We start from the raw sequence: 24,671 nt of genomic DNA on the forward strand, positions 1-24,671 counted from the left end.
TTATTTTCTGGCACATTCAAATGCTGTTCCTAAAAGGATATCAAGTCCATGAGACAGTGAATCCAATATATAAGTAAGGCTCTCCTCAACTGCCTTTGGGCTTCCCGGCAGATTCACAATAAGCGTCTGCTTACGAATAACACTAGCTCCACGGCTTAGCATGGCACGCGGTGTGATAGTCAAGCTATAGGCGCGTATTGCCTCTGCAATTCCCGGTGCATTGCGATCAGCCACAGCAAGCGTTGCCTCTGGTGTCACATCTCTTTTAGAAAAACCAGTACCGCCTGTCGTAAGTATAAGGGCACATTGTTCTTCATCTGCTAATCGACAAAGCTCTTTTTCTATTGTTTTTTGGTCATCCGGTAAAATGCAATATGATACCACTTCATACTTTTCTGTAGGAAGAAGTGACTTGATCTTTGGACCGCTTAAATCCTCTCGCTCGCCTTTAAAACCTTTATCACTAAGAGTTACAATTCCTACTCTATATTTTTGATTATGTTTTTTTTGTTCCATTGCAGTGCCTTTCTAATTTGCTTTTTTATCGTTGCTTATTTTTCAGCTTTATAATGACCGCTTTTGCCGCCAGATTTTTCCACTAAATGAATCCCTGATATTTCCATGCCACGATCCATAGCTTTGCACATATCATAAATTGTCAGCAGCGCAACACTAACGCCCGTCATAGCTTCCATCTCCACTCCTGTTTTTCCGATACAGGAGGTTTTGCATGTTGCCTTAATTTGACGATGCTTTTCATCTAACTCAAAAGAAATCTCACAGTCTGTCAATGCAATAATGTGGCACAACGGAATCAGCTCTGAATTTTTTTTCGCACCCATAATGCCTGCAATTCTGGCTATTCCAAGCACATCACCTTTTTTTGCCGTATGATTAGTAATAGCCTGAAAAACTTCCTCATTCACGGTGATTGTTCCCGCAGCAACAGCTACCCGATATGTATCTGCCTTTTCATGCACATCCACCATCACGGCATTTCCTTTTTGATCAAAATGTGTAAATCCACTCATCGTTTATATCTCCCCAAAAAATGGTTTATAGTCTATTGACTAGTTTGCCATATTCACTGCAGTTTTGCAAATACTATTTTTTCTATAGTTTCACTATTCTGTCCAGTTGAATTGATTAACATTTCCCCAACCTGTTCTGCACTTTTTCGCACGGTGCTGTCATCACACTGATTTAAAACGGCAATGTATCTTCTATCTCCTACATCTTTTCGCAGGCCCTGATCAGATAACAAAATCGCTGCCATATCTTTTTCTGTCAATAAATGATTTTCATCCGCTGACAATAGCTTTTTTGCTTTTTCCAGTCGAAAACAACACTCTTTAAGTGAACGCCCTAAGGCTGAAAGCCCCAAAACAGCCACCACTATATCTGACTCTGGCAAAAGTACAGGCTCATGATCAGCTGGCACTTTACATGGCAAACGCTTTGAGCCATCAGCCTCAATGAGTACAAGGTCAGAAAGCTCCATTGCCTGTCTCATCCAGTCAAGCTCTGGCATCTTTAACTTTTGCGGATCTTTTTTCTCAGTTGCTCCGATCACCGCCCAATGTCCTGCTGCCCAGATTTCCTGTAACTGTTTTTTGTTCATTGCTAAAAATTCATCCTGCGGTCTGAAAATATGAGTTGTAGTCGTCACAAGCACTTTTTTTCCCTGACTGCTGCTCCACTTTGCAATTGCGTCAATAAGAGAACTTTTTCCTCCTGCTCCAACAAACGAAACAATATGTTTTCCTTCGGCTAGAAAAGTAAAAGCAGTCTTTATTGATACTTCTTGGATTTTTTTTTGCTTTATATTCGATTTACAATATTGATAAAATCCACTCTTGCTCCTTGCAATCGCCGCAAAACTTTCTGCTGATGGATTAACATAATATCCCATTCTGCTGACACTCCTTCCCTCTCAATATCATGTGTTATTCCTTAAAATACTCATTTTTACTCAATAAAATCATTATACCATGCATTCTGCCACTTGTCATTGAATTCATCGTCCAATGTGACCGAATGATCAATAACAAGTGGCAGTATAGCTGACGAAATTTTAATTATCTTTTGGTTTCATGATACTCCGATTTTTCCACACTCTCTGGCACAAAGGACATCAAAATATTTCTTCGATGGACAAGCGTTCCGCGCATACCCGGTTCAAATTTTCCTGCCTGCTTAGCCGATACACTCAGTTCAATATTTGTATCATCCTGCAAGCGAAACTCTACATGGTAGCGCCCGGATGAGCCTGGACTAACAACTCCGTTTTTCGTTATATATTGAGATGGGTTAAAAAGATCAATATTCTCTATCTTTTCTACGACTGCTCCATATTCTATTTCTTTGCCAAACAGGAAACGACCTGCTTTTGTGCCTTCTTTTAATTTTACTGAGCGATTTAAGAACCACAATGCTGCAGCAATCACTATAGCTGCGGCCAAGGTCCACGCTGCCAGCACCCACCAAAATGTACTTTTCAGGTGGAATAGAACCCGATACCCCTCTAAATTTAGGCTGCGCCTTGTCCTGTCAACCGTAAAGCTGACTACCATTCGAGACGTGCTTTGAGTATTCCCCTTCGCACTACTTATACCTGAAATTACAAGCTGGTACTCATTCGTCGTATCACATCTGAGTGACTGAAACTCCTGCGTCTCCTCTGAATAAAGTACTGCATTCGCCTGTGAGACCTCATATTGCTTCCAGTTATCCACAATCTCGATTTCACTGCATCCATATTGAACTGCCTTATCGGGCAGATCAACTGCAAGCACTGCCAATACCTTATCTTGATTTGTGGTATACACAAAATATACCGCTGTTTCAATAGATACTGACTGCTGCTCACTGTCCCCTTTTGTAAGAATAATCGTTTCTATCTGTTGGTTCATCTTTTGGATTTCCTGAATGTCCTGCTCCTCCACTCCAATATAAGAAAGGTATGCCTGTAACAAAAGCTCTTTTTCCTCATCTCCATTATTCTCATTATTTTGAGAATCACTTCCATCACCAAGAGATACTGGAGTTTTTTGGCTTTGTCTGTCCATTCTTACAATGCCAAAGGAAGCGCACAGCATTGCAACACCAATCACGCCAAGAATTATCGCTGCAACTGCACACCCTGTTACTCGATTGAGCCATCGCTGTCGTCTCTGTCTCCTAATTTGTTTTTGTTTTGCCTCTGCCTCGTCTGAAATTGCATATTTTTCGACTAAGCGATCATCGATGCCATCCATAAGTTTTAAAAAATCTTCTTTCTTCATAAGTGGTACCCCCTTTCTGAGAGATACTGCTTTAACTGCTTGCGCACACGGTTTAAATTCACCGAAGCTGCATTTTCGGTAATGCCATGATATCGCGCAATGCTTTTAATTGACTCCAGATAAAAATATCGTTGAACAAACATGCCTTGTTCACGAGCGGAAAGTCCATGCAAAAATCGGTTAATTTCTTTTTTGAGTTCCTCTGCGAGTACCGCATCCTCTGGCTGTTCACGCCCCGACACGCATTCGCCTAATTCATCTAGCACAAGCATTGCTTCTGGTCGAATCCGTTTTCCTGCCCGATCCCACTTCCAACGGTTGAGAGAAAGATTGCGAATAATTTTCCCGAAAAATGCTTTTAAACACAATGGGCGCTGCGGAGGAATTGCGTTCCACGCCTGATACCAGGTATCATTCATACACTCTTCAACATCTTCCTTGTTTGCCAGTATATTATAGGAAATTCGCCGGCAATACGCGCCGTATCGAATGTTGGACTCTGTTACTGCTTGCTCTTTTCGCTCCCAGAATAGTTCTGTGATTTCCTGATCACGCATAAAAATCCCTCCTCTCGCTATGTTTTCCTTTATCGTTCCACCATCACCAGACTCTAGAATGCTAATATGCATTTCTACATATTTTCTTTCCTTTAAAGACGTTTTCATTTATATAGACAAGATTTTTTTTATTATCTTACAAAAAATTCGAAAGAAAATCAATAATAAACCAAAGGAAAAACGTATCCCACCTGCACCTTAACGAAAAATCTCCCTCGCAATTCATACGAACTACGCGGGAGATTTTATTTAATCCTACCGAATTCTTTTGTTTTTATATATTTGCAATTTCAATATAAATTTTATACATGAATGCGATTCACCGAAATACAGCGAACACCTTACGCTCTCAGCTCTACGCCATACTCCTCATTTAACTTTGCACAGATCTTGTCAACAAACTTCTGAACGCGTGCATCGTCAAATGCCTCATCCTTTGGAACGAATGTGATGGAGAATGCCATACTCTTCTTTCCTTCCGGAATCTGGCCGCCCTCGTAGATATCGAACAGCTTGATTTCCTTTACATACTTATTTTCCTTACGGATGCAGTCCTCGATCTCTCCACATGTGATTGCCTTATCCATTACGAATGCAAGATCACGCTTCTCTTCTGCAAACTTTGGCAGCGGAATGAATGTTCTCTTCTTATCATACCACTTAGACAAAATCTCCAGATCAAGCTCCATAACATATGCGCTTGCACGCATGCTTAACTTGTCCTGAATATCGTATGCAACCTTACCGAAGTAACCAATTTCTTCACCCTCACATAATACCTTTACTGCCTGATACGGATGCAGGAAGGATTTCTGAATTGGCTCATAAGTAAATGCAACATCTAAGCTGTCTGCGATTCCGTTTGCAATGCCCTTCATTGTGTAGAAGGATTCCTTTGCACCGAAGGTACCAACACAAAGTGTTTTTCTCTCATCCGGATACTCGGTAAGCGGCAGATTTTTCGGAATAAAGATATTTGCAACCTCAAAAAGTCTTCCGTCGAGAATACCCTGCTTTTCATTTCTTGAAATAGCATTGAGCATTGATGCAGCAAGTGTAGTACGCATTAATGACAGATCGATATTGATTGGATTCATGATCTGAATTGCGAAACGCTCCTTCGCATCAGCCGGGAACTTCAAAAGATCCAAATCAGACGGTGAGAAGAATGAGTAATGCATACACTCATATGCACCCATAGTACAAAGAGTACGCTTTAATGCAAGCTCGCCCTTCTGCTCTTTGTTATATCCGCCTGCTGTTACCTGTGCAGATGGCATAAATGTTGAATTAATATGGTCATAACCATACATACGGATTACTTCCTCTGCCACATCTGGATAACGCTCTACATCATTCTCACCCTCTGGCAGCATATCCTCACGGTAAGCTGGTACCTGAAGAGTCAGTACATCACCGTCAACTGTCGGATTGAAGTTTAAATTCTTCATCAGACGTACAATCTCCTCTGCCGGAACCTCAATTCCAAGAACGCTGTTTACCTTATGGATGCTTACCTGCATCGGCTGAGGTTCAATGCTGTTTCCAACATTAACATCTACATGAGTAGAAGAAACCTTTCCGCAGCCAAGCTCCTCGATTAAATGAAGTGCACGCTTCATACCAAGAACAGTTGAGTATTCATCCACGCCCTTCTCAAATCTTGAACTTGAATCAGAGGACTTTCCAAGTGCTCTTGCAGTCTTTCTGACATTATCTCTTGCAAACTTAGCAGCCTCAAACATAACACTTTCTGTTGTGTCACGAATCTCGGAATTTAAACCGCCCATAACACCTGCTAAAGCAACTGGCTTTACGCCGTCACAGATAACAAGATTAGCTGGTGACATTGTGTACTCCTGCTCATCAAGTGTAACAATCTTCTCACCCTCATGTGCTCTTCTTACGCAAATCTCGTTGCCCTCAAGGTAAGAACAGTCAAATGCATGCATTGGCTGTCCGATCTCTTTTAATACATAGTTTGTGATATCTACGATATTACTGATTGATCCAATACCAACAAGTGCAAGACGGCGCTTCATCCATGATGGAGACTCACCCATCTTTACATCATATACATAGTGTGCACTGTAGCGCGGGCAAAGATCTGGTGCCTCAACACTTACCTTAAAGCCATCCTTCTTTACATCAGTCTCTGTATAATCGGTTGACGGCATCTTTAATGGCTTCTCAAGCATTGCAGAAACCTCTCTTGCAATTCCTAAGATGCTCTGGCAGTCCGGTCTGTTTGCAGTTAATGAGATGTCAAACATCCAGTCATCAAGACCTGTGATAGCCTTTACATCTGCACCAGGCTGTGCATCAGCCGGCATCTCTAACAAACCATTGTAGCCTGCACCCGGATACAGATCCTCTGTTAGGCCAAGCTCTGTTCCAGAGCAAAGCATACCATATGACTCAAAACCGCGAAGCTTACCCTTTTTAATTGTCATCACGCCTTCGATTGTCTTATGATCCTTCGCTGTTGCATAAACAGTTGCACCAACAAGTGCTACCGGATACTTGCCGCCTGCCTGTACATTGTCAGCGCCGCAGCAAATCTGCATAGTGCCATACTCACCTGCATTAACCTGACACACATGAAGATGTGTCTCCGGAATCGGCTCACAAGTCTCAACAAGACCAACTACAATCTTATCGATGTCATGACCAACCTGATACAGCTCCTCTACCTCAAATCCGCCGTCAAACAGCTTTTTTTCAAGCTCCTGCGGTGTTACATCAATATCTACATATTCTTTAAGCCAACTTAATGGTACTAACATATTCGTTTCCGTCCTTTCTTATTTCTCGTTAATCTGTTTCAGGACACGCAGATCCGATCCAAACAGCATCTTGATGTTGTTGATACCGTACTTAAGCATTGCAGTACGCTCAAGACCGATACCAAATGCAAAACCGCTGTATTCTTCGGAATCGATGCCACAGTTTTCAAGGACTTTCTTATTTACTACGCCGGCACCAAGAATTTCGATCCAGCCAGTTCCCTTACACAAATTACAGCCCTTGCCGCCGCACTCAAAGCAGCTGCAGTCAACTTCTACAGACGGCTCTGTAAATGGGAAGTAGGACGGACGAAGACGGGTTACAGTTCCCTCTCCGTAAATTTTCTTTACAAACAGATCAAGCATACCCTTTAAATCAGACAGAGTAATTCCCTTGTCAACAACAAGACCTTCCATCTGATGGAACATTGGAGAATGAGTCGCATCATCATCAGAACGGAATACTCTTCCTGGTGATAAAATCTTGATCGGCGGCTTCTTGTTCTCCATAACATGAATCTGACCTGCGGAGGTCTGTGTACGAAGCAAGAACTCTGGTGACAGATAGAAAGTATCCTGCATATCTCTTGCCGGATGATCCTTCGGTGTGTTCAGTGCCGTAAAGTTATAGTAATCATTTTCGATCTCTGCGCCCTCATAGATCTCAAAGCCCATGCCTGCAAAGATATCGATTAACTGGTTGCGAACAAGTGTAATCGGATGAAGATTTCCAACGCCAGTCTCATCTGCCGGAAGTGTCAGGTCGATTTTTTCAGACTCATAGCGGCGCTGCAGCTCTAACTGCTTCATTTTTTCTTCCATCTTGGAGAAACGATCAATCGCCCACTCCTTTAACTCGTTTACTGACTTTCCGTATCCTGCACGCTCTTCTGGTGCAAGATTTCTCATTTCCTTCATCAGCTCGCTGATCTTACTCTTTTTTCCTTCCAGGTAAGAGCTTCTGAACTCATACAGTTCCTTAGAATTGGACAATCCTTCCAGTCCGGTCTCAATCTTCTCCTTCAGAGCAGCAAGATTGTCGGACAGCTTGTGTGTTTCCTGCATATAACCTTTCCTCTGCTTTCTTAAATGTTGCTTTTTCTATGGGACGAACAAATATCGTAACTATTCAGAAACCCTATTCGCAAAATGTCTCTGCGAGGCTCTGAAAAATCACCAAATAAAAAAGTCCCATAGAGGCTTTTTTCAAAACCTTTATGGGACGAATAAATCCGCGGTACCACCCATGTTCGGATTATAAAAAATTATTACAATCCGCACTTGATCTGCCATAATGCAGCAGCTACATCCACTTAGCTTTTGTCATAAACAAAATTTTCGTGGAAGACTCCAATGCTGAAATTCATCTGTAGGCGGATGGCAGCACTCTCAGCAGGTTATGCGGCCTCTCTGGAAAACCGAATGGTACAGACTACTTACACATTTTCTCAGTCATCGTTTATTATAGCAGTTTTCAAAGAGAAGTCAACCCCCCTGACCTGCCTTGATGTTTTTCACCTCTGTGCATGGTTAATTTTCTTATCTTCATACATGCGTTTATCTGCAAGCTTTTGAATATCTGCTGCACAGTCGGCATCATCAGGATAGACAGCACTTCCACAGCTAATTCCTATCTTGATCGTATGACCATCAAACTCATACGGTTCTCCAATCAGATTTTTTATACGCTCAATTCTCTTTTCACAAATCTGTGCATCCAGATTTCCGTTTAAGATAAGCATAAATTCGTCACCGCCAATGCGAAAGGCATAATCATTGCTTCTGATACATTTAAGCAGTCTTTTTGCCACTTCTTTTAAAACCTTATCGCCCATCTCATGGCCATATGTATCATTCACAGGCTTAAAAAGATCAAGATCCATATAAAACAGAGCATACGGTTTTTTCTTTTCATCTCTTATTTCCATCATTTTTTCAAAATAACGTTTATTAAAAAGTCCCGTCAGTGCATCTGTATTAGCAAGGTTTTCAAGCTCATGCTGCTGTCCCATATCCTGTGAAACAATCATGATTTTTGTAAGCGTATCCCCTTCCCACTCAACCGGAATCACACTCATAATAAAGAATCTGCTTTTATCTCTGGCACAGTATTCCAGACAATAAGAATCCTTATGTTCCTTTATCAGCTGCCGCACATGCTCGTCAGAAAGCATATTCGTAAACTTTGCATTTTCTCCATCTGTCAATATCGTATATTGATCAGAAATTTCCTTAATAAGTTGGTCATAGGATCCTTTTTTCGGATAAAGATATTTGCCTCGCTTGTCTTCACATTCGTATCTGTTATTTTTTAAATCGCAAATTGCAAAACAGTCAACAATCTGCGAAATTCCCCAAAACAGCTGATCGGAAAATTCCTTTTTCTTTTCCACTTTGATGCGCTCGTCTGCTTCTTTTTGGAGCTGAGCCTTTGCACGCTGCTTCATTAAAATGACAACTCCAATCATTATACATGTTGCCATCATACACAACAAAACGATAGTCGTTCCCTGAACCATTCTCATACCAGAGTCAACAACACTCTTTTCCACAATACCTACAATTGACCAGTCGTCAATTCCTACTGGCTGATAGACAAGATAATACTCTGATTTTTGATATTTAAATGAAACACTTCCTTTGCCCTTTGTTGGCACAGTTTTCTTCATGCGCTCCAGATAATCTTCATTATAAGACTGTGTTTTATCCTGAACAAAATCAAAAATATTATCAAAGTCATCTGTGATCTGCGTCTCTGGTTCAAGCGACATAAGCACTGTTCCATCAGAATCGACTATGTAACAATCACTTTTATTATTATATACGCCGTCTCCGATCAACTTTTTCACAATACTGTTATCATATGAAACTGCAAACGCTGTATATGTCACGTTATTTAACTCAATGGGATCTGAAGGAACTGCAAACAAGATTTTAGTTTCTCCATCACTTGCGACATAGCTTGACACAATAGGACCCTTTTTTTCATAAAGCGCTTTAAAAGCATCCTTCACGTGCTCTGCCGTTCCTCTTCGTCCATCAATAGTCCAATACTCGCAGTCTTCATTAAAAACATAAAAATCGCTGTACTGCCAATTTTTACGGTCATTTACAAAATTACCCCATCCATCTTCTGCATTTTGTTCTTTTTTATCCTGTTCTTCTACACAATAATTCAGATAATTGCCCCAGTCCTCAAGTGCGTTCCAATTGCGCTGCGCAAACATCATAAAGGTCTTATCAAGCTGTTCATATGTAGCAAGCAGTCCCTGCGTACTTTCCTGATAAAATTTCTGACCAATATAATTATCGTAACGTTCAATACTAACAAATATAATTGCAAGCAATGCAGCTGATATCAAAAAATACTTCCACTTCTTTCTCATCATCTTCTTGCCTCCTCTCATGTATCCTTACTTCTAAGAGCACTTGCACAAGTCTAAAAGTTTCCTTTTTTTCATTATACCATGATTTTTTTTATTGAAAATAACATTTTTTGCTGAAAGTGATTTTTCTCATGTTCCCTTTTTTTTAACTGCGTGCTATACTAGTGGAAATCTAAATTTCGATTGATGGGGGATTTCATCCAATGCATAATACTACAAAAAGAGGTAAGCTAAAAAAGCTGGTACTTGCTCTTGGACTGTCTGGCACGTTCTTTTTAAACGCATGTACTTCAAACGCACCTTCTAATCAAACTATCGTTACATCTACAGATGACTATGAAGCGAACTTGGCTGCCAATGAATCCGAGAGCTTTTATGAAACAGAATCTGAAACTTTTGACAGAGAAGCACTTTACCGAACTGATGATGACAACAAGCCTGCTGAGGGCTGGATTACAAATGCTGACGGCACGATGGGCTACTGCCAGAATGGCTATCTTTTGACTGGATATCAAATGATTGATGATTCACGCTATCTTTTTTCTGATGACGGAATAATGCAGACAGGCCGCTATATAGATGAAAATGGTGATACATATTGTTTTACTGATGATGGCCGTCAATATTTTTGCTCTACTGTAAAATGCGATGATGGCTATTATTACTATTTCGGTGAAGATGGAAAAGCTGTGACAGGGAATTTTACTTTTCCTGACGGTGCCACTGGTATGACGGATGAAAATGGACATGTATATACAGGCTGCCACCGTATTGGTGATCTCGTCTATGATTTTACCTCGCAAGGAAAGCTTAGACACACTGTTGACGCCACAAAGCCGATGGTTGCGCTTACGTATGATGATGGTCCTTCCACGCAAAATACACAGATCATTCTTGATACTCTGACAGCAAATGGTGCCTATGCTACATTCTTTGTTCTTGGCCGGAATGTAGAACGCTGCGCGGATATTATCCAAAATATTGAAAATTCAGGTTCTGAAATTGGAAATCATACCTACAATCATTATAAAATTACAAATATGGATGCACAGGTAACAGATCAGGAAATCAGCAGTACAAGCTCCTATGTGCAGATGATTACAGGAAACCGCCCATGCATCATGAGACCGCCGACAGGCGCAACTGATGATGTTTCATGTGCCAATGTAGCAGCTGTTGATGACGGTTATCCGCTTATCATGTGGTGCGTGGACACAATTGACTGGCAGCATCATGATGTGGCAACCACATGCGATACGATAAGAAGCAAGGTAAAAGACGGCGCCATTGTGCTTATGCACGATATGGAAGCATCCTCTGCGCAGGCATCCCAAATTATCATCCCAGAACTGATTGCTGCCGGCTATGAGCTCGTTACAGTCAGTGAAATGGCGGCTGCAAGAGGCGGCATGGTACCAGGTCAGGTTTACAACTATTTTGATCCAGCGCTTGGGCAGACACAAGAGGCTGCTGAGATTCAGCCAGAGACAAATACGTCAGCTGAAACACAAGTGCAGCAGGATGAGACTGAAACTTTGGCTCAGACACAGCCACAGGACTCTCAAAGCACTCAGTCTTCTGAATCCATACCAGATATTACATCAGAATCTGCTGCTTTGGAAAACTCAGACACTACTCCCCCTGCAAGCAGTTCCTCTGATGACAGCCTCTCGATTATTTTTCCGTGGGCGAAGTAAAATAGGCGGCCAATGGCCGCCTTATTTTTATCAATTTAGTGGTGTATTAAGGCGAAACTCCCTGCTTTGTTTGCAGTGAATATCATCAATCTCACAATACACAATTGCTGCCTTGTCAGTCGGACCTTCTACCAAAATCTTTCCATCCGGGGAAATCACCATACTTGGGCGTCTGAGATCTTCAATTGGCATCCAATACGGAACTGCCATTGCTGCCGCTACAAAAATACCATTTTCATAGGCTCTTGCCGGACCATAAATCCACTCCCATCCCCATGTCGGACACACAATTAGATCAGTGCCCATCTTTGCAAGATTTCTTGCCGTCTCAGGAAACTGCATATCCCAGCAGACAGCATTTCCAACATGACCAAATTCTGTATCAATGGTGTGAAGCGTCTGCCCCGGTGTAAAAATTTCAGATTCATCTCCTGCCAGATGAATCTTATGATACACGTCTTTTATGCGTCCATCTCTGCCCCAGAAAACAGTACTATTATAGAGTTTTCCGTTTTCCTTTCGCGCCAGTCCGGCAAGAATCATTACACCATACCGGGATGCAATTGCTGCAAATCGAGTCTCCTCATTTGTTGTCACGTCATAATCGAATTTATTATTTTTCTCAGTTGATGTCTCTTCCTGCGCCTGACCCATCTCCTGATACAAATCAGCATATGGCACTTTTATTTTTGAGAAATGACCGCTGTAATTTACTACTTCTGTTGTCACAATCAGATCAGCACCCTCTTTTGCTGCTTCTTCTGTCATGCGAAATACTTCTTCCATGTATTCATGTCGCAGCCGCAATACCTCTTCTGTATCAAAAGTCCGTGTTCCTGGAAAATTGTAAAGTTCATTTTGCTTTGTTTGAATCAATGCGAGTTTCATAGTCTGCCGCCTTTCTGTTTCTATAGTTTTTATTTGTTTTATCACAGATATTGAAAGTTTTACAGTTTGTTTTTTACAGATTCATACTTTCATCAACTTTTTGTCTTGTTTTTCTCTCTACTTTCTTTATACTAGAAAACAAAGTAAGTGAACTATAAATGGGAATGCGAACCAAAAACAAGAAACGAAGGCAATCCCAAACAAAACTAGAAATAAAGCAAAGTCCAAATACCAAATAGAAAGGAATTATTTACTATGAAAAACCTGTTTAACATTTTTAATCCAGATAATAAGATTGCAAATTTTCTGACGAAAATCATGTATCTGGCATGGCTCAATTTCTTATGGCTTCTCTGCAGCTTACCAATCGTAACAATAGGAGCTTCCACAACTGCAGTCTACTACACTGCTATGCGCATGGCTCGAGATGATGAAGGTTATATTGCAAGAGATTTCTTTCACTCATTTAAAGAAAACTTCTTACAGGCGACTGGTGTATGGCTGATCGTGCTTGTCTTCTTTGGCATGATCTGTTTTAACTGGTGGAACCTTTCTGGCAGTCCAAATGATCTGCTTCGCATTGCTTCACACCTGTTTTTAAGCCTGTTTGTGATCTTTGCGCTGATCTCTATTTATTTCTTTCCGCTATTGTCACAGTTCGATATGCGAATCATGGAACTGCTTCGCTGCAGCCTTTTTATATCACTCAAAAATATTCACTGGAGCATCTGCCTTGTTATTCTTTTATTTGGCGGCAGCGCTTTGATGGTATTAAAGTTTTATCCACTTGTTATATTCGGATTTCCGTTAATTGCATTTTTACAGTCTTATATTTTTAACAGAATTTTCCGCCAATATCTTCCTGACCATGAGTTTACGCCGGGCAGCGTAGCTGTAATGAATGATACAAAATGAGAAATGACAATTAACTTAAAACACCACTAGAAAAAATGTCATCAAACAAAAAAAGATCTCTGGATTCCTATCTCAATCTTGATTTTGGGGAACTCAGAGATCTTTTGTAATATATTACATATCTATTTTATTACCACATGAAGTAATCATTTCCTCTAAGCTTTAATACAGCCTCGATGAAATAAAAATCTGCATACACCATCGTGAAATGATGATCTGGACTATGGTACGCACCCGTACAATTTAATACGATGGAATCACAATCTGTTCCCCAGTTTGCTCTTGTCTTATCAATCGCTTTTAAGATTTTAACAGCAGCTCTTATATACATATCTTTTTCTAATTCTGGCACATGCTTTGCAATCTCAATTAATCCATTTGCAATAACGCATGCTGCGCAGGAATCCTCCCATGCCGGCTCCTTCGGCTGTCTGAAATCAACTGGAATAATGCCACTGTCCGGAATATTTGCCATGATATAATGCGCAATGCGTTTTGCTGTGTCAAAATATTCCTGTTTTCCAGTATGAATGTAGCTGATCATAAAGCCGTATACACCCCATCCCTGACCGCGTGTCCATGAGGAGCCCTCTGTGTAGCCCTGACCGCCGTAAGCACGAACAAATTCACCAGTCTCTGGATTAAACTCTATGATGTGATTTACAGATCCATCCGGACGTACAAAATATTTCTGTGCAGTATCGGCATGAAGCATTGCAATATGACGAAAACGAGGATCTCCAGTCTCCTCGGATGCCCAATAAAGAAGAGACAGATTCAGCATACAGTCAATAATTGCCCAGCCTCTTGTATCGTCATTGGATCCTGAAATGTCATTCCAAGCGCGAATATACTGTCCAACTGGATTAAAACGTCCCGCTAAAAGATTGGCTGCATGAAGTGCACGCTTTCTGGACTCTTTGTTGTGTGTCAGATCATAATCTGCTGCCGCAGTCGGTCTCCACATAAAACCAACATCATGATGTAAGCCGTAATAACCATCAAAGCAGGCATCCATCTTTTCCTCAGAGATTCGTGCAATTTCAGCGTAACGCTCCTTGCCTGATGCCTGATACAGCATCCACAAAATGCCGCCCCAGAAACCATTGGTCCACCAGTTTAGACCATCATCAATTCGCCATTCCTTTGACAAATCACCACGATCATCGTGTGTTCCATTTATGGTCAAATATGGAATCTTATCCTTTGACTTTTCGCTGACCCACTGCATTTTTGTTTCGATCTTTTCATAAACCTGATCCAGCCATTCCTTTTCTGGTGATTCTAGCTGTACGGCATCAGCCTCAGCAAATTTTGTAAATGTGTCAAATTTCTTTGTGTGTTCCACTTTTCAAATTTCCTCGCTTTCTGATTTTATCTATCTTGTTTTTTCTTTTATCGCTCCTTGTATGGCGCAATCGTGATGGCAACTCCATCCTCTGCCTTTGCCTTTATGCGAAGATACAAAAGATCGGTGTGATCATTCGCTCCCGGTGCCATCGGTGTTGCGCGTCCCGACTCGATCACAGCAGACTCTGCATTTGAGTGAATTGTAATCTTAATTTTCACACCATAATATCCGTCTGCCAAAATTTCATTTTCATTTTGTACTGCTGATTTTGCCAGAATCGGAAGATTAAACAAAACATTGCCTGAAAAATCAGTAACAACATCTTGTACTGTAACCGTCTCAGCACGATGGTCAATCGTGATCGTGCGATGCTGCAAACCGCATCCCTTTGGATTTTTAATTTCCACAGAGATGCTTTCGCTGTTGTCATTCTTATCATTAAGGCAAAGCTGTGTAACTTTGCTGCAATCCGGGCCGTCATTCCAACCACGCTCAAGGCTGTATGTACCTGCGCTCAGATTTATAAAGCCTGCTGTCTTTTGTATCGGTCCGTGCGGTGGTGCCTCAAACTGCATGACAGCATGTGAGTACGAGCAGATATGCCATGGCGTGCTTGCCTCAAAATAGCCTTCAATTCCAGAGTCCATTATAACAGGAATACAATGATAATAATAAATGAAAGCACCTTGATCTTTATGACCATGTCCAATATTTTTCGGGCTGGACATTACAGCCAAATAATTCTCCTGCGGTGTGCCAAATTGATCACGAAATACATAGATTCCTGAATTTGGGAATGATGCACAGGATTTAAGATCAATACTAGCTTGTGCATTTGCCCCACCCTGCAGTGTAGACGAATACATCAAATTCTCTAATGTTACCGATTCACCCCAAAAACCCTTCACTGGCTTATTTGCACGACACCATGTCGCGTACATTTTCTGAGCGGTGTCACTATCATACTGTGCCACCTGATCACAGTACAAACCATATAACGCAAACTCGGTTCCATTTCCAAGCTTATGATCGCCAAACGGCGGTGTGGCAATGCAGTCATTAAAATATGCATATGGCGGTGTCTGCGTGTACAGTGGATAACGAAACATATCAATAAGTCCCGGCATATTAGCATTCTTTGAGATAAACCAATTTTCTCCAGACTCACGCTCCCACAGTCTTGCATACAATGAAAAATGCTCCAGCGAAGCAAAATGGTAACGAGGTGATTCCGGCCATGAGCCATCTGCATTTAATTTATAGTCTAACTGAGCCCGAAGCACTGCCTCGGAATTATACATCCAAAGCTTTCGATTTGGAAAATCAGGAATTGCCATCATAATAGCTGAGCTTCCGATGTGCATATCGGTTTGCCAGTTGCTGCTTCCACGCTGTGCCCGATCCTTTGTCAGAAGTGTACGGTCACGAAGATCTGCCAGATAACGCAGCATATAAGAAACAAGACCGTAAAAGCGCTCCCTTTCTTCCTTATTCCATACTCCGCTGTCACGAATCATCGAATATGCTACAGCTATTGTAAATAGGATTCTTCCTCCCTGCACTCCGCCGTAAGCATCGCTTCCCTCCGGACGCTCGTTGTAACGCAGCCAGTGATGCGCACCCTGACAAAAATCATCTAAGAAATGAAGCATCTCAATCTTTGACTTTTCTGCATATGACGTATCTTTTGTATACCAGTAACAAATTGCATCACACTGAGTGTACAGATTGTATTTTTTCACATAAAGCCATGACTTGCGATTAAAGTTTTCCTCGCGTGTGCCAAGCTTATTTCCCTCTTTGTCAAAGAATGTCAGCTCAATCTGCATACCCTTTTTTAACTTTCCATCCTGCTTTGCATCAAACATTACCGTGTAAATCGCGTCGTCTCGCAGCAAAATCTCTTTGTCATATGTCCACACGGCCTCGTGATCGGATGTTTTATTGCACAGTGTTACTTTGCAAACTGCTGTCTCACGTTCATTCACTTCCAAACTATTTGCTGTCTCAATATCAAGATAGATATTCTCTCCCTCTGAAGCCTTTAAGCCAATATTCCAAACCTGAATGTTACCAAGGCCATCGCGCTCATTGTCCTCGCGAGGCAGTCGAAGTGCAAACGATGCTGACACGGTTCCCTTTGGAACTGCAAAACTTGGGCGATTGCCTGCGCTTGTCTCAATGACAAATTCGCGGTTTAACTGCTCATAATTATCACTTGTGGCAAAGAGTGCGCTGTACGCTGATTTTCTTTGTTCAAGAGACGCGCTGTCAGCAAGCGCTTTTATCTGCTCGTACTGACCCTTCGTGAGAGGATCGGACTCGATTTTATGGCGAATTTCCTCCATCTGAGCTGCACTAAGAAGAAGGTTTCCGCCAGATTCTAAACCAATTTCGCTGCGAAGCACGCGTGAGGTGCGAAGATCCCACAATGCATTCAGGCAAGCTGCCAGAGCCTTCGCAATTGCGGTTGTATCATTTGGATTTGCGGTTATATCATCCATATTGACACTGTTATCAGCAATATTTTTCTCGTTTTCTTCTCTGATTTTTGTCAGTTGATTTAATGCCTGTAAAAGCGCCTCTCCCGCTGATTTGCTATACTGGCCGATTGAATCTCCATAGGTGACATTAGACAGAAATTCACGGCATATTTTTTCATAATATTCGCAAGTCTCTGCCATAGACAGCTCAAACTTTCCAGACTGATTCACATAACTGTTTTCATCAATCTCAGAAACAACAAGCGACTTTCGCAAATCCTGCGTTTGAAACCATGCCAACGCATCCTCTAATCCATATGTACTGTAAACCTTTCCCGGCTCAAACCAGACGGATGCCATCGTATAACGCTTCTTTGCAAACTGGCAAGCATCCTCTTTGTTCCAATGCCAATTGCCAAACTCGCGTTTCGTTGTGAACGGTAATACTCCACTTTCGTCATTTTTGTCATTTTCATCTTGAGCTACTGCTGCCTCTGCCTGCTGTATCATATCCTCCAATGCAAGCTGCGCAACGTGCGTTGTATAAGGACACAAGTCCGTAAGACACGCTTTCGCCTTGCTGATCAGCTGCCTCAACTCATTTTCTATCATCTTTCGATCTGCCTCCTCACTTGTCTCTGACCTCGATTGTTCCGCTCACATGACTGCACTCCTCAATAAGAAATGGCACACGCTCATCCTCATTTTCACAATCGCATACCACGTGATCCAACGTCAGTCCATCCACTCTTCGGATATACACAAATGCACACCGGCTCCAGTCTGGCCAATAATTCTCAGTCTGTTCTGGATACTCAGTTGGAATCTCCGATGCCTTCACGCCGCCAATGCTGTGATAAAACACATCTCGAAGTATCAGATCGCGAATTGCATGATCCTTTGCTGCGTCAACGCGAATGCCATTAAACTTTGGCTCACCCATGATGTCATCGGTAAAGCGATACTGCTTTTCGCTCATGCATGCCTCGTCCACTGCGGTAATTCCACTGACGCGAATGCGTTCGATCTTTCCCACCTTGGGCATCGCAGTAAGCTCCACAGAACTTCCCAGATCATCTGGCTCGAAGCGCTGATTCAGCAAGAAATATAGTGGTCTTCGCACATTTCGCATCGTAACATTTTCGATCAAAATATCACAAATCACACCGCCCTCGGTACACTCAATCTTAATTCCCTCGCGATAAATTCCATGCATCGTGCAATTGCTGATCACGACATTTTGAATATCACCAATAGACTTTAAACCGATGCGAATGCCTGCGCACACGGATGTAAATGCGCAGTTTGTGATATGAATATCCTCTGTTGTCTGGCCACTTGACTGCAGGCATAAATTATCATCAGTTCCTTTTATGTGACAATCAGATATCCACACATGACGGCAGCCGTCAAAATCAAGTCCGTCACCATTGTAGCGTTTTTCATTTCGGATATCCACACCATGTACCCAGATATACTCGCTGTCAAGAAAACACGTTGTCCACGCTGCGGCATTCATCAAACGCAGATGCTCCAGATGAAACTGCTTACAGTTCAGAAGGCGTAACATCATCGGACGATATTTATCCCCTGCATTTGGAAAGCTTTCCGCGTTACCATCAATCATTCCATATCCAATCAGACCAAAATCCTCTGCATCTTGTGCGAACAAAAAGCAACGATCCAATTCGGTCTCATTGCGGTAGCGATTGTGATGCGTGTCTGTCCCATAATCAAAAATCTCTGGGCTTGCCTTTAACAGTGCCGACTCTGCAATTTCCAGATAGACATAGCTCTTTAAATATAAGGTTCCGCTTAAAAATGTGCCATCCTCAAGCAGCACACGTCCGCCGCCATTTTGCGCACAGATATCAATCGCACGCTGAATCGCTGCGGTATCTTTTGTGACGCCATCTGCTTTTGCGCCAAATTCCTTTGCTCTATAAACTGCCATTTTATTTTTCCTCAAGTTCAATAGTATTGTAAGATTTCAGAATTTCATTTGCAAAATCATTTTTGTAAAGTTCTGATCAATTACACATTTTTATATGAGAACCAATCAAAATCTGCGGCTTTTCCAAATCCAGTTAGATCCTGACAACAAATTCCTGCCATTGCTCCTGTAAACCATCCTTCGTTGCATGCCTCGTCTGACAAAATGCTTGCATCGAGCACTGGACCAATCGCCTGATAATTTTGATTACCTACCGCATAGAAAAACTGCGCCTTGTCGTAGTCAACGGCTGCCTTTAAATAGACTGGTTTTCCTGATTCAATCGGCACAAAACCAGCAGGATATTCATATTTTTTATTCTCTGCAGTTAACAGTGTGATACATTTTCCCTCATCCTCATCAAATGTGACATGCAGATAAAAATAGTTGTCCTGATCGTACATCAAAATCAGTCCTGCCATCTGCTTAAACACCTCTGGCTCAAACTCCACGCATGTCGCAGTCTCGAAGCAAAACTCTTCCCATCTTCTTGCGATCAGACTCTGATTAAATTTTGAGGAAAGACCTTCCTGTCCACGAAGACGTAAATAGCCAGAACGCTCGGTGAGTGACCAATAGCCCGGTGTTAGCGGTTGGCGAAGTGTCTGATAGACCACCGACAGACCTGACGGATCATCAAAATCATCAAACATGCCATCACCAAATTCTTGCTGATCGTGCTGCTTCTGCTGATTTTTCTGCTCTGCCTGAGCCTTGTCAGCTAGTTCATCCGGCACCTCTGTCTCCAAATCAGGAAGCGTTGTTCCATTTGCCAACACCAGCCAGTCGTCCTTTGTCCATTTCATTTTCTGTATACACGTTTCTCTTCCTAGTGTGTAACGTCTTGCCCCTGCAAAGCGCGGTGCATCCATTGGATTTCTATTCTCAAGTGCACGACCACACAGATGAACTGCATACCACTCACCGTTTTGTGTCTCAACAAGATCGCAGTGTCCAGATTTTTGAAGCAGGAAATCTGGATGCTCTCTTGCTGTCAAAATAGAATTTCCCTCATACCACTCATATGATCCCCAGACATTTTTGGAGCGAAGAATCGACTGTCCGTGCAATTCTCCGGTTCCAGTATCTGCTGCAAACAGATAATACCAATCCTTTCGCTTGAAAATATGCGGACCTTCCAGATAGACTTTATCTGCGCAGAAAATTTCCCTGACAGGTCCTACCATCTTCTTTTGCTCGTCATCATACTCCTGCAATACAAGACGCCCTACATATTTTTTCGGCACGCGATGATCAGTCACCATGCTGACCATATATTTTCTTCCATCGTCATCGTGAAACAGCGATGGATCAAATCCAAAATTGTTGAGTGCAATTGGCTCTGACCATGGACCAAGAATGTCAGTGGCAGTCACAAGAAAATTGGCAGTATCGTACATGTTGCAATAAAAAGATTTTACCACGGTATAAACCAAATAAAATGTTCCATTGTCATAGGTAAGACATGGTGCCCATATGCCCTGTGAGGCACCAACACCGCGCAGGTCTAGCTGTGACTGGCGATTTAATGGTGACGGCAATTTCTCCCAGTGCACAAGATCTCTTGAATGGTGGAGGCTTACGCCCGGCCACCACTCAAAAGTTGAATTTGCTATGTAATAATCATCCCCCACCCGAATGATGGACGGATCTGGATAAAAACCTCTTAAGATCGGATTCTTTACTTTCATCTGGCTGTCTCCTCACTTCTTATGAGTGTTCCTTTCTGATATTCTTCTAACAAGATTCGGACACTATTCTTCGTTGTGTCACTTTCCTGCGTATTTTCAATTCCCTTTACAGAAATAATCTGCTCTCTGCCATCGGCAAGTATTACTTTGATGCTCCACGCTCCTGCATACTGCACAGACTGTACCATTGCATCGCCTTCATGCGGCTCAATGACACTTGCAAAGCATGCACTGTTTCCTGTCTGCTGTTGGAAAATAGTTCGTCTCTTTCCACTTTCGTCACCAACTGGATAATCACCACCGATTACTGCATGGAAGCGTGCCGCATTCAGTCCTTCCAGATCAAGTGTGATAACTCCCCACTTCTTCTTGTCTTTCGGCTCTGCTGGAATAGCTTTATCAAACTCCTCTGCCTGTATGGTCACGCGGCCTCCCTCATAATCCTTTCCAACACCGCATCCCTCATCGGTATTTTCACAAAGGTAAGCTAAGTCTGCCATCGCAAGCTTCTGATGGTCTGTTGTCTCAATCACTGGATTCCCCCAGAAAATGGTTTTAAGTGATTCATACTCGTACAAATCGCCCTGGCGTCCATCCTCGGTAAATACCTTTAAATACAGCTTTTTCACACCGTCAAGTGCAACATCGACAGTCTCTTTTCCAAGAATCCATGCACCAAATTTTCCCTCTTCGAGAACAACTTCCTGTTCACCAGATGCCTTATCTTTCTCCATTACTGCGCATACCTTCCAGTACAAACGCTTATTTACAAGAGCAAATTCTGGTGGGCAGGCAATGGCAAACTGCATACTGTCATCTTGCTTCATCGAAACAAAATACAGATCGGTATCAAGTGTTCCGTACTCGTTATATGCTGTGCGATTCTGCCACTTCCAGTCGTATCGCCAGAAATTATTTTTCTTTTCTGCATACTCAGTATGAAACTGGAATTTTATAGCAGCTTTATCTTTTATTCCGTCGACTGCTTGACTGCCTTCTTTTACCCCATTCTTTGTCTCATACCAATCACAGTCTGTGATAAATTGTGCACTTCCAAGCGGATCATCGGACAACTGCGCAGTATGACGCTCAATCGACAGCGCATCATCCACTTTTTTAAGACCCTGCAGATGGTAAATGCATTGGAAATCATGATTGATCTCTGGCTGACTACTCTTTGCATAATCAAAGTTAACAACATAATCATCTGTAAGGACAGTTACTCGTCTTGTAATAACGGGCTCTGTGAAGCCGCTTCGCACTGCATACTCTGGATGCTTTTCTGGAATTGGAAAGCTCCTACCCTCCATCCACTGGCGCTCTTCAATTGTCTTTTGCTTGCCTACCGGCCAGCCGCCATACGGCGGATAGCTCCATCTGCTGTTATTCTCGACACCAAATGCCTGCATTGCATCACCTGTATAAAACAAAAGCTGCTTTGGCTGTGCGGCTTCCTGCTGCTTGAGATCGACCGTGACCATATTGTGAGTGATTGACGTCTGACAATAAAATTTATACATGAAGGTATGATAGCTGTACCAGATATTTTCTGGATTTGTAAGAGAACGGCCATAACGCATAAGTCCATTCATGCTTGCTCTGTCATAGTGACCATGTGCACCGCCATGAGAGCCATATTTGAGTCCGACTTGAATCTGCTCGCGGATTGGACGATCCTTTTTATGGGAACGAAGCACAACAGATCCTGCATTCTGCGCATAGCAGCTCTTTTCATATGGAAGCTCGTCTAACTCATATGTAGGACGCACCTCTTCTCCAAACAATACATTTCGCTCATCATCGCCAAGTCTTGAAATCATATAAGCATACTCTGGCTTCTTGTACAAGCGATAAGCCAATTCATAATCAAGCTTATAAAATGCCTTTGTCTGCGCATTGCTTTTTTGTTCGGCAGAGTCATTGATTCCCATAACAACTCCTCGATAATCATAGAAAGTAATCAGACTGTCCCACAGCATCTCAATGCTTCTGTAGTTTTTTGTATTTTCACCCCAGATATCATTGGACAGACCATCAAAGCGTGCCTCTGCCACGCAGTTTGTTCTGCGGTAAGCTGGTGTAACCTTAATATCCTTAAAATTCATGCCAAAGTGTAATGCTACCACCGATATTTCTGACATAAGTCCTGCACACATCAAATTATAGCCGATGGAAGCCTCATACCACCAACCATCATCAAGCACACCCTTTGCTAGTTCGTCGGCAGCACCTCCCGGTCCATATAAGAAACGCTCCATACGCTCCTTATCACCTAATGCAGCTGCACTGTAAACAGCTCCTGCAATCTCAGCAAGCAGCCAGTTTGATGCCTCACCGCTGCAAATCTCTGCATCAATATATTCCATATAAAAACGCATTGTCTGCTCGATATTCTCTCGATCTTTTTCTGTCCAACCATCCCAGTCATAGATCAAATCATATGCACAAGCTGCACTTTTAAAAAACTCTCCATCATGCACAAGCTCCTGATTACCGGCACGTGGAAGTCTGCGATATCCATCTGGTGCACTCCACTCTCTTAAAAATGCTGCTGTTTTTTGTGCAAAACGAATCTCGCCGCTGATCTGATATATAATTGCACAGTCTCTTGCATGATGCGCATGAGAAGTGTCAAACAAATAGTCTTTGTTAAAATCAATTGATGGATACGACCATTCCTCTGATGCCTTATATGCCTTTTCATATGCTGCCTTTGCCCAATCTGCACGACTGATTTTCTGCCGAATTTCATTTAATAGATCATCATCGAAAATAACGCATGGATGCGGCAATTTTCGCATTGCATAAAGTGTAATTGTGCTGTCTCCCTCATTTTTTTCGTCTGTGTTTTCAATTACTTTCCACTTCGCATGAATCGGAAATTTTTCGCAGCCGCCTGGTGCCAACGTATCAGTCATAGAAATAGTTACTGTCACATTTTTGCTTTCTGATGCTTCCAGATGCAGCCAACCACAGTCTGAATCTGAAATCTGTGGCTTTAACTCTTTCCAGCCATCATCCTCTGCTGACAGATGAACCATAACAGGTGTCCTGCACTCATTTTCTATCGTAACCGAATACTCAATTGTTTCGCCTGGCTTTGTCCACTTTGAACACACTGGAGTGCTGATACTGACGCCATCAGATTTCTGGAAGGAAAGCGCCTCGACAAAAAGCACATTGTTACATTTCTTCTCGTCGGAAATATTTATAGCTGCTTTAGACTCATCAAACAAGATACTTGCGCATTCCTCTGCTATAGTTTGCTGCCCATCCTGCTTTGCATAGATTCGAATCTGCCTTACAAAACGATACTCACGCGACCGCGAAAGCGGCAAGGAAAAATCTTCTTTTCTTAAATAAAACCACTGTCTGCTCTTTGTCATGCACACCTGTGCCGTAACAAGAGTGCGATGTACACTTGCATTGCCGATTAGCTTTTCCAGCGTCATTTCAACGGTGACAAATAACGGCAGTTTCTCTGTCTCATATGTCAGGCACACTGCCAGTACTGGATTGTGAAAGTAATCTTTTGTATTTTTATTATACTGAAAAAGCCCTCGGTAAAAAAAGCCATTATCATCCAAGATCATTCTGCCTGTCCTCCCTATGTAAAAAGCGGGCGGTATTTCTTTCACAC

The 24,671-nt window shown here is 42.2% G+C and carries 16 protein-coding genes; 2 read left to right on the forward strand and 14 right to left on the reverse strand.

Going from position 1 to position 24,671, the window contains the following annotated elements:
• The 8 genes from mog to WJP93_RS04660 form a co-directional block, all read right to left on the reverse strand.
• A complete protein-coding gene (mog, locus tag WJP93_RS04625; RefSeq protein WP_227101671.1) occupies positions 1 to 516 on the reverse strand; it encodes a molybdopterin adenylyltransferase in 516 nt (171 codons plus the stop codon).
• Positions 517 to 551: 35 nt separating this feature from the next.
• On the reverse strand, positions 552 to 1,031 hold the full coding sequence (gene moaC / locus WJP93_RS04630; RefSeq protein WP_227101672.1) for a cyclic pyranopterin monophosphate synthase MoaC: 480 nt from the start codon (positions 1,029 to 1,031) through the stop codon (positions 552 to 554).
• 53 nt (positions 1,032 to 1,084) lie between these two features.
• Positions 1,085 to 1,912, reverse strand: a complete 828-nt coding sequence (gene yqeC / locus WJP93_RS04635; RefSeq protein ID WP_337547151.1) for a selenium cofactor biosynthesis protein YqeC — start codon at positions 1,910 to 1,912, stop codon at positions 1,085 to 1,087.
• Between the two features lie 166 nt (positions 1,913 to 2,078).
• The gene (locus tag WJP93_RS04640; RefSeq protein ID WP_337547152.1) at positions 2,079 to 3,284 is read right to left on the reverse strand and encodes a hypothetical protein; all 1,206 of its coding nucleotides are present in this window, start codon (positions 3,282 to 3,284) and stop codon (positions 2,079 to 2,081) included.
• Positions 3,281 to 3,841 (reverse strand): sigma-70 family RNA polymerase sigma factor, encoded by a 561-nt coding sequence (locus WJP93_RS04645; RefSeq protein WP_337547153.1) that lies wholly within the window; start codon positions 3,839 to 3,841, stop codon positions 3,281 to 3,283. Before WJP93_RS04645 ends, WJP93_RS04640 begins: the two co-directional genes overlap by 4 nt.
• Positions 3,842 to 4,182: 341 nt before the next feature.
• The gene (gene pheT / locus WJP93_RS04650; RefSeq protein ID WP_337547154.1) at positions 4,183 to 6,627 is read right to left on the reverse strand and encodes a phenylalanine--tRNA ligase subunit beta; all 2,445 of its coding nucleotides are present in this window, start codon (positions 6,625 to 6,627) and stop codon (positions 4,183 to 4,185) included.
• An 18-nt stretch (positions 6,628 to 6,645) separates the two neighbouring features.
• Positions 6,646 to 7,692: a phenylalanine--tRNA ligase subunit alpha gene (pheS, locus tag WJP93_RS04655; protein ID WP_337547155.1), complete on the reverse strand. Its 1,047-nt coding sequence runs from the start codon at positions 7,690 to 7,692 to the stop codon at positions 6,646 to 6,648.
• 449 nt (positions 7,693 to 8,141) lie between these two features.
• Positions 8,142 to 10,016, reverse strand: a complete 1,875-nt coding sequence (locus tag WJP93_RS04660; protein WP_337547156.1) for a diguanylate cyclase — start codon at positions 10,014 to 10,016, stop codon at positions 8,142 to 8,144.
• 200 nt (positions 10,017 to 10,216) lie between these two features.
• On the opposite strand from WJP93_RS04660, the gene WJP93_RS04665 reads away from it, so the two are divergent.
• Complete coding sequence (locus WJP93_RS04665) at positions 10,217 to 11,710, forward strand: polysaccharide deacetylase family protein (protein ID WP_337547157.1); 1,494 nt, start codon at positions 10,217 to 10,219, stop codon at positions 11,708 to 11,710.
• A 30-nt stretch (positions 11,711 to 11,740) separates the two neighbouring features.
• On the opposite strand, the gene WJP93_RS04670 is transcribed toward WJP93_RS04665, so the two are convergent.
• On the reverse strand, positions 11,741 to 12,598 hold the full coding sequence (locus tag WJP93_RS04670; protein ID WP_066563869.1) for a carbon-nitrogen hydrolase family protein: 858 nt from the start codon (positions 12,596 to 12,598) through the stop codon (positions 11,741 to 11,743).
• Between the two features lie 255 nt (positions 12,599 to 12,853).
• Between WJP93_RS04670 and WJP93_RS04675 the strand changes: the two genes are divergently transcribed.
• Positions 12,854 to 13,513: a DUF624 domain-containing protein gene (locus WJP93_RS04675; RefSeq protein WP_066563867.1), complete on the forward strand. Its 660-nt coding sequence runs from the start codon at positions 12,854 to 12,856 to the stop codon at positions 13,511 to 13,513.
• Positions 13,514 to 13,643: 130 nt separating this feature from the next.
• Here the strand turns inward: WJP93_RS04675 and WJP93_RS04680 are convergent, their stop codons facing one another.
• From WJP93_RS04680 to WJP93_RS04700, 5 genes are all read right to left on the reverse strand, one after another.
• Positions 13,644 to 14,861, reverse strand: a complete 1,218-nt coding sequence (locus tag WJP93_RS04680; protein WP_331486556.1) for a glycoside hydrolase family 88 protein — start codon at positions 14,859 to 14,861, stop codon at positions 13,644 to 13,646.
• A gap of 47 nt (positions 14,862 to 14,908) precedes the next feature.
• Entirely contained in the window at positions 14,909 to 17,959 is a 3,051-nt protein-coding gene (locus WJP93_RS04685; protein ID WP_066563863.1) for a heparinase II/III family protein, read from the reverse strand.
• Positions 17,960 to 17,975: 16 nt separating this feature from the next.
• A complete protein-coding gene (locus WJP93_RS04690) occupies positions 17,976 to 19,301 on the reverse strand; it encodes a glycosyl hydrolase family 28 protein (protein WP_066563860.1) in 1,326 nt (441 codons plus the stop codon).
• A gap of 80 nt (positions 19,302 to 19,381) precedes the next feature.
• Positions 19,382 to 21,031, reverse strand: coding sequence for a glycoside hydrolase family 43 protein (locus WJP93_RS04695; protein WP_337547158.1), 1,650 nt, complete (start codon positions 21,029 to 21,031; stop codon positions 19,382 to 19,384).
• Positions 21,028 to 24,624 carry a hypothetical protein gene (locus WJP93_RS04700; RefSeq protein ID WP_337547159.1) on the reverse strand — a complete coding sequence of 1,199 codons (3,597 nt, stop codon included), beginning with the start codon at positions 24,622 to 24,624 and terminating at the stop codon, positions 21,028 to 21,030. The genes WJP93_RS04695 and WJP93_RS04700 overlap by 4 nt, the downstream gene beginning before the upstream one ends.
• Positions 24,625 to 24,671 lie beyond the last annotated feature (47 nt).

Source organism: Anthropogastromicrobium sp. (genome assembly GCF_037349415.1).
GTDB classification, from domain to species: domain Bacteria; phylum Bacillota; class Clostridia; order Lachnospirales; family Lachnospiraceae; genus Anthropogastromicrobium; species Anthropogastromicrobium aceti.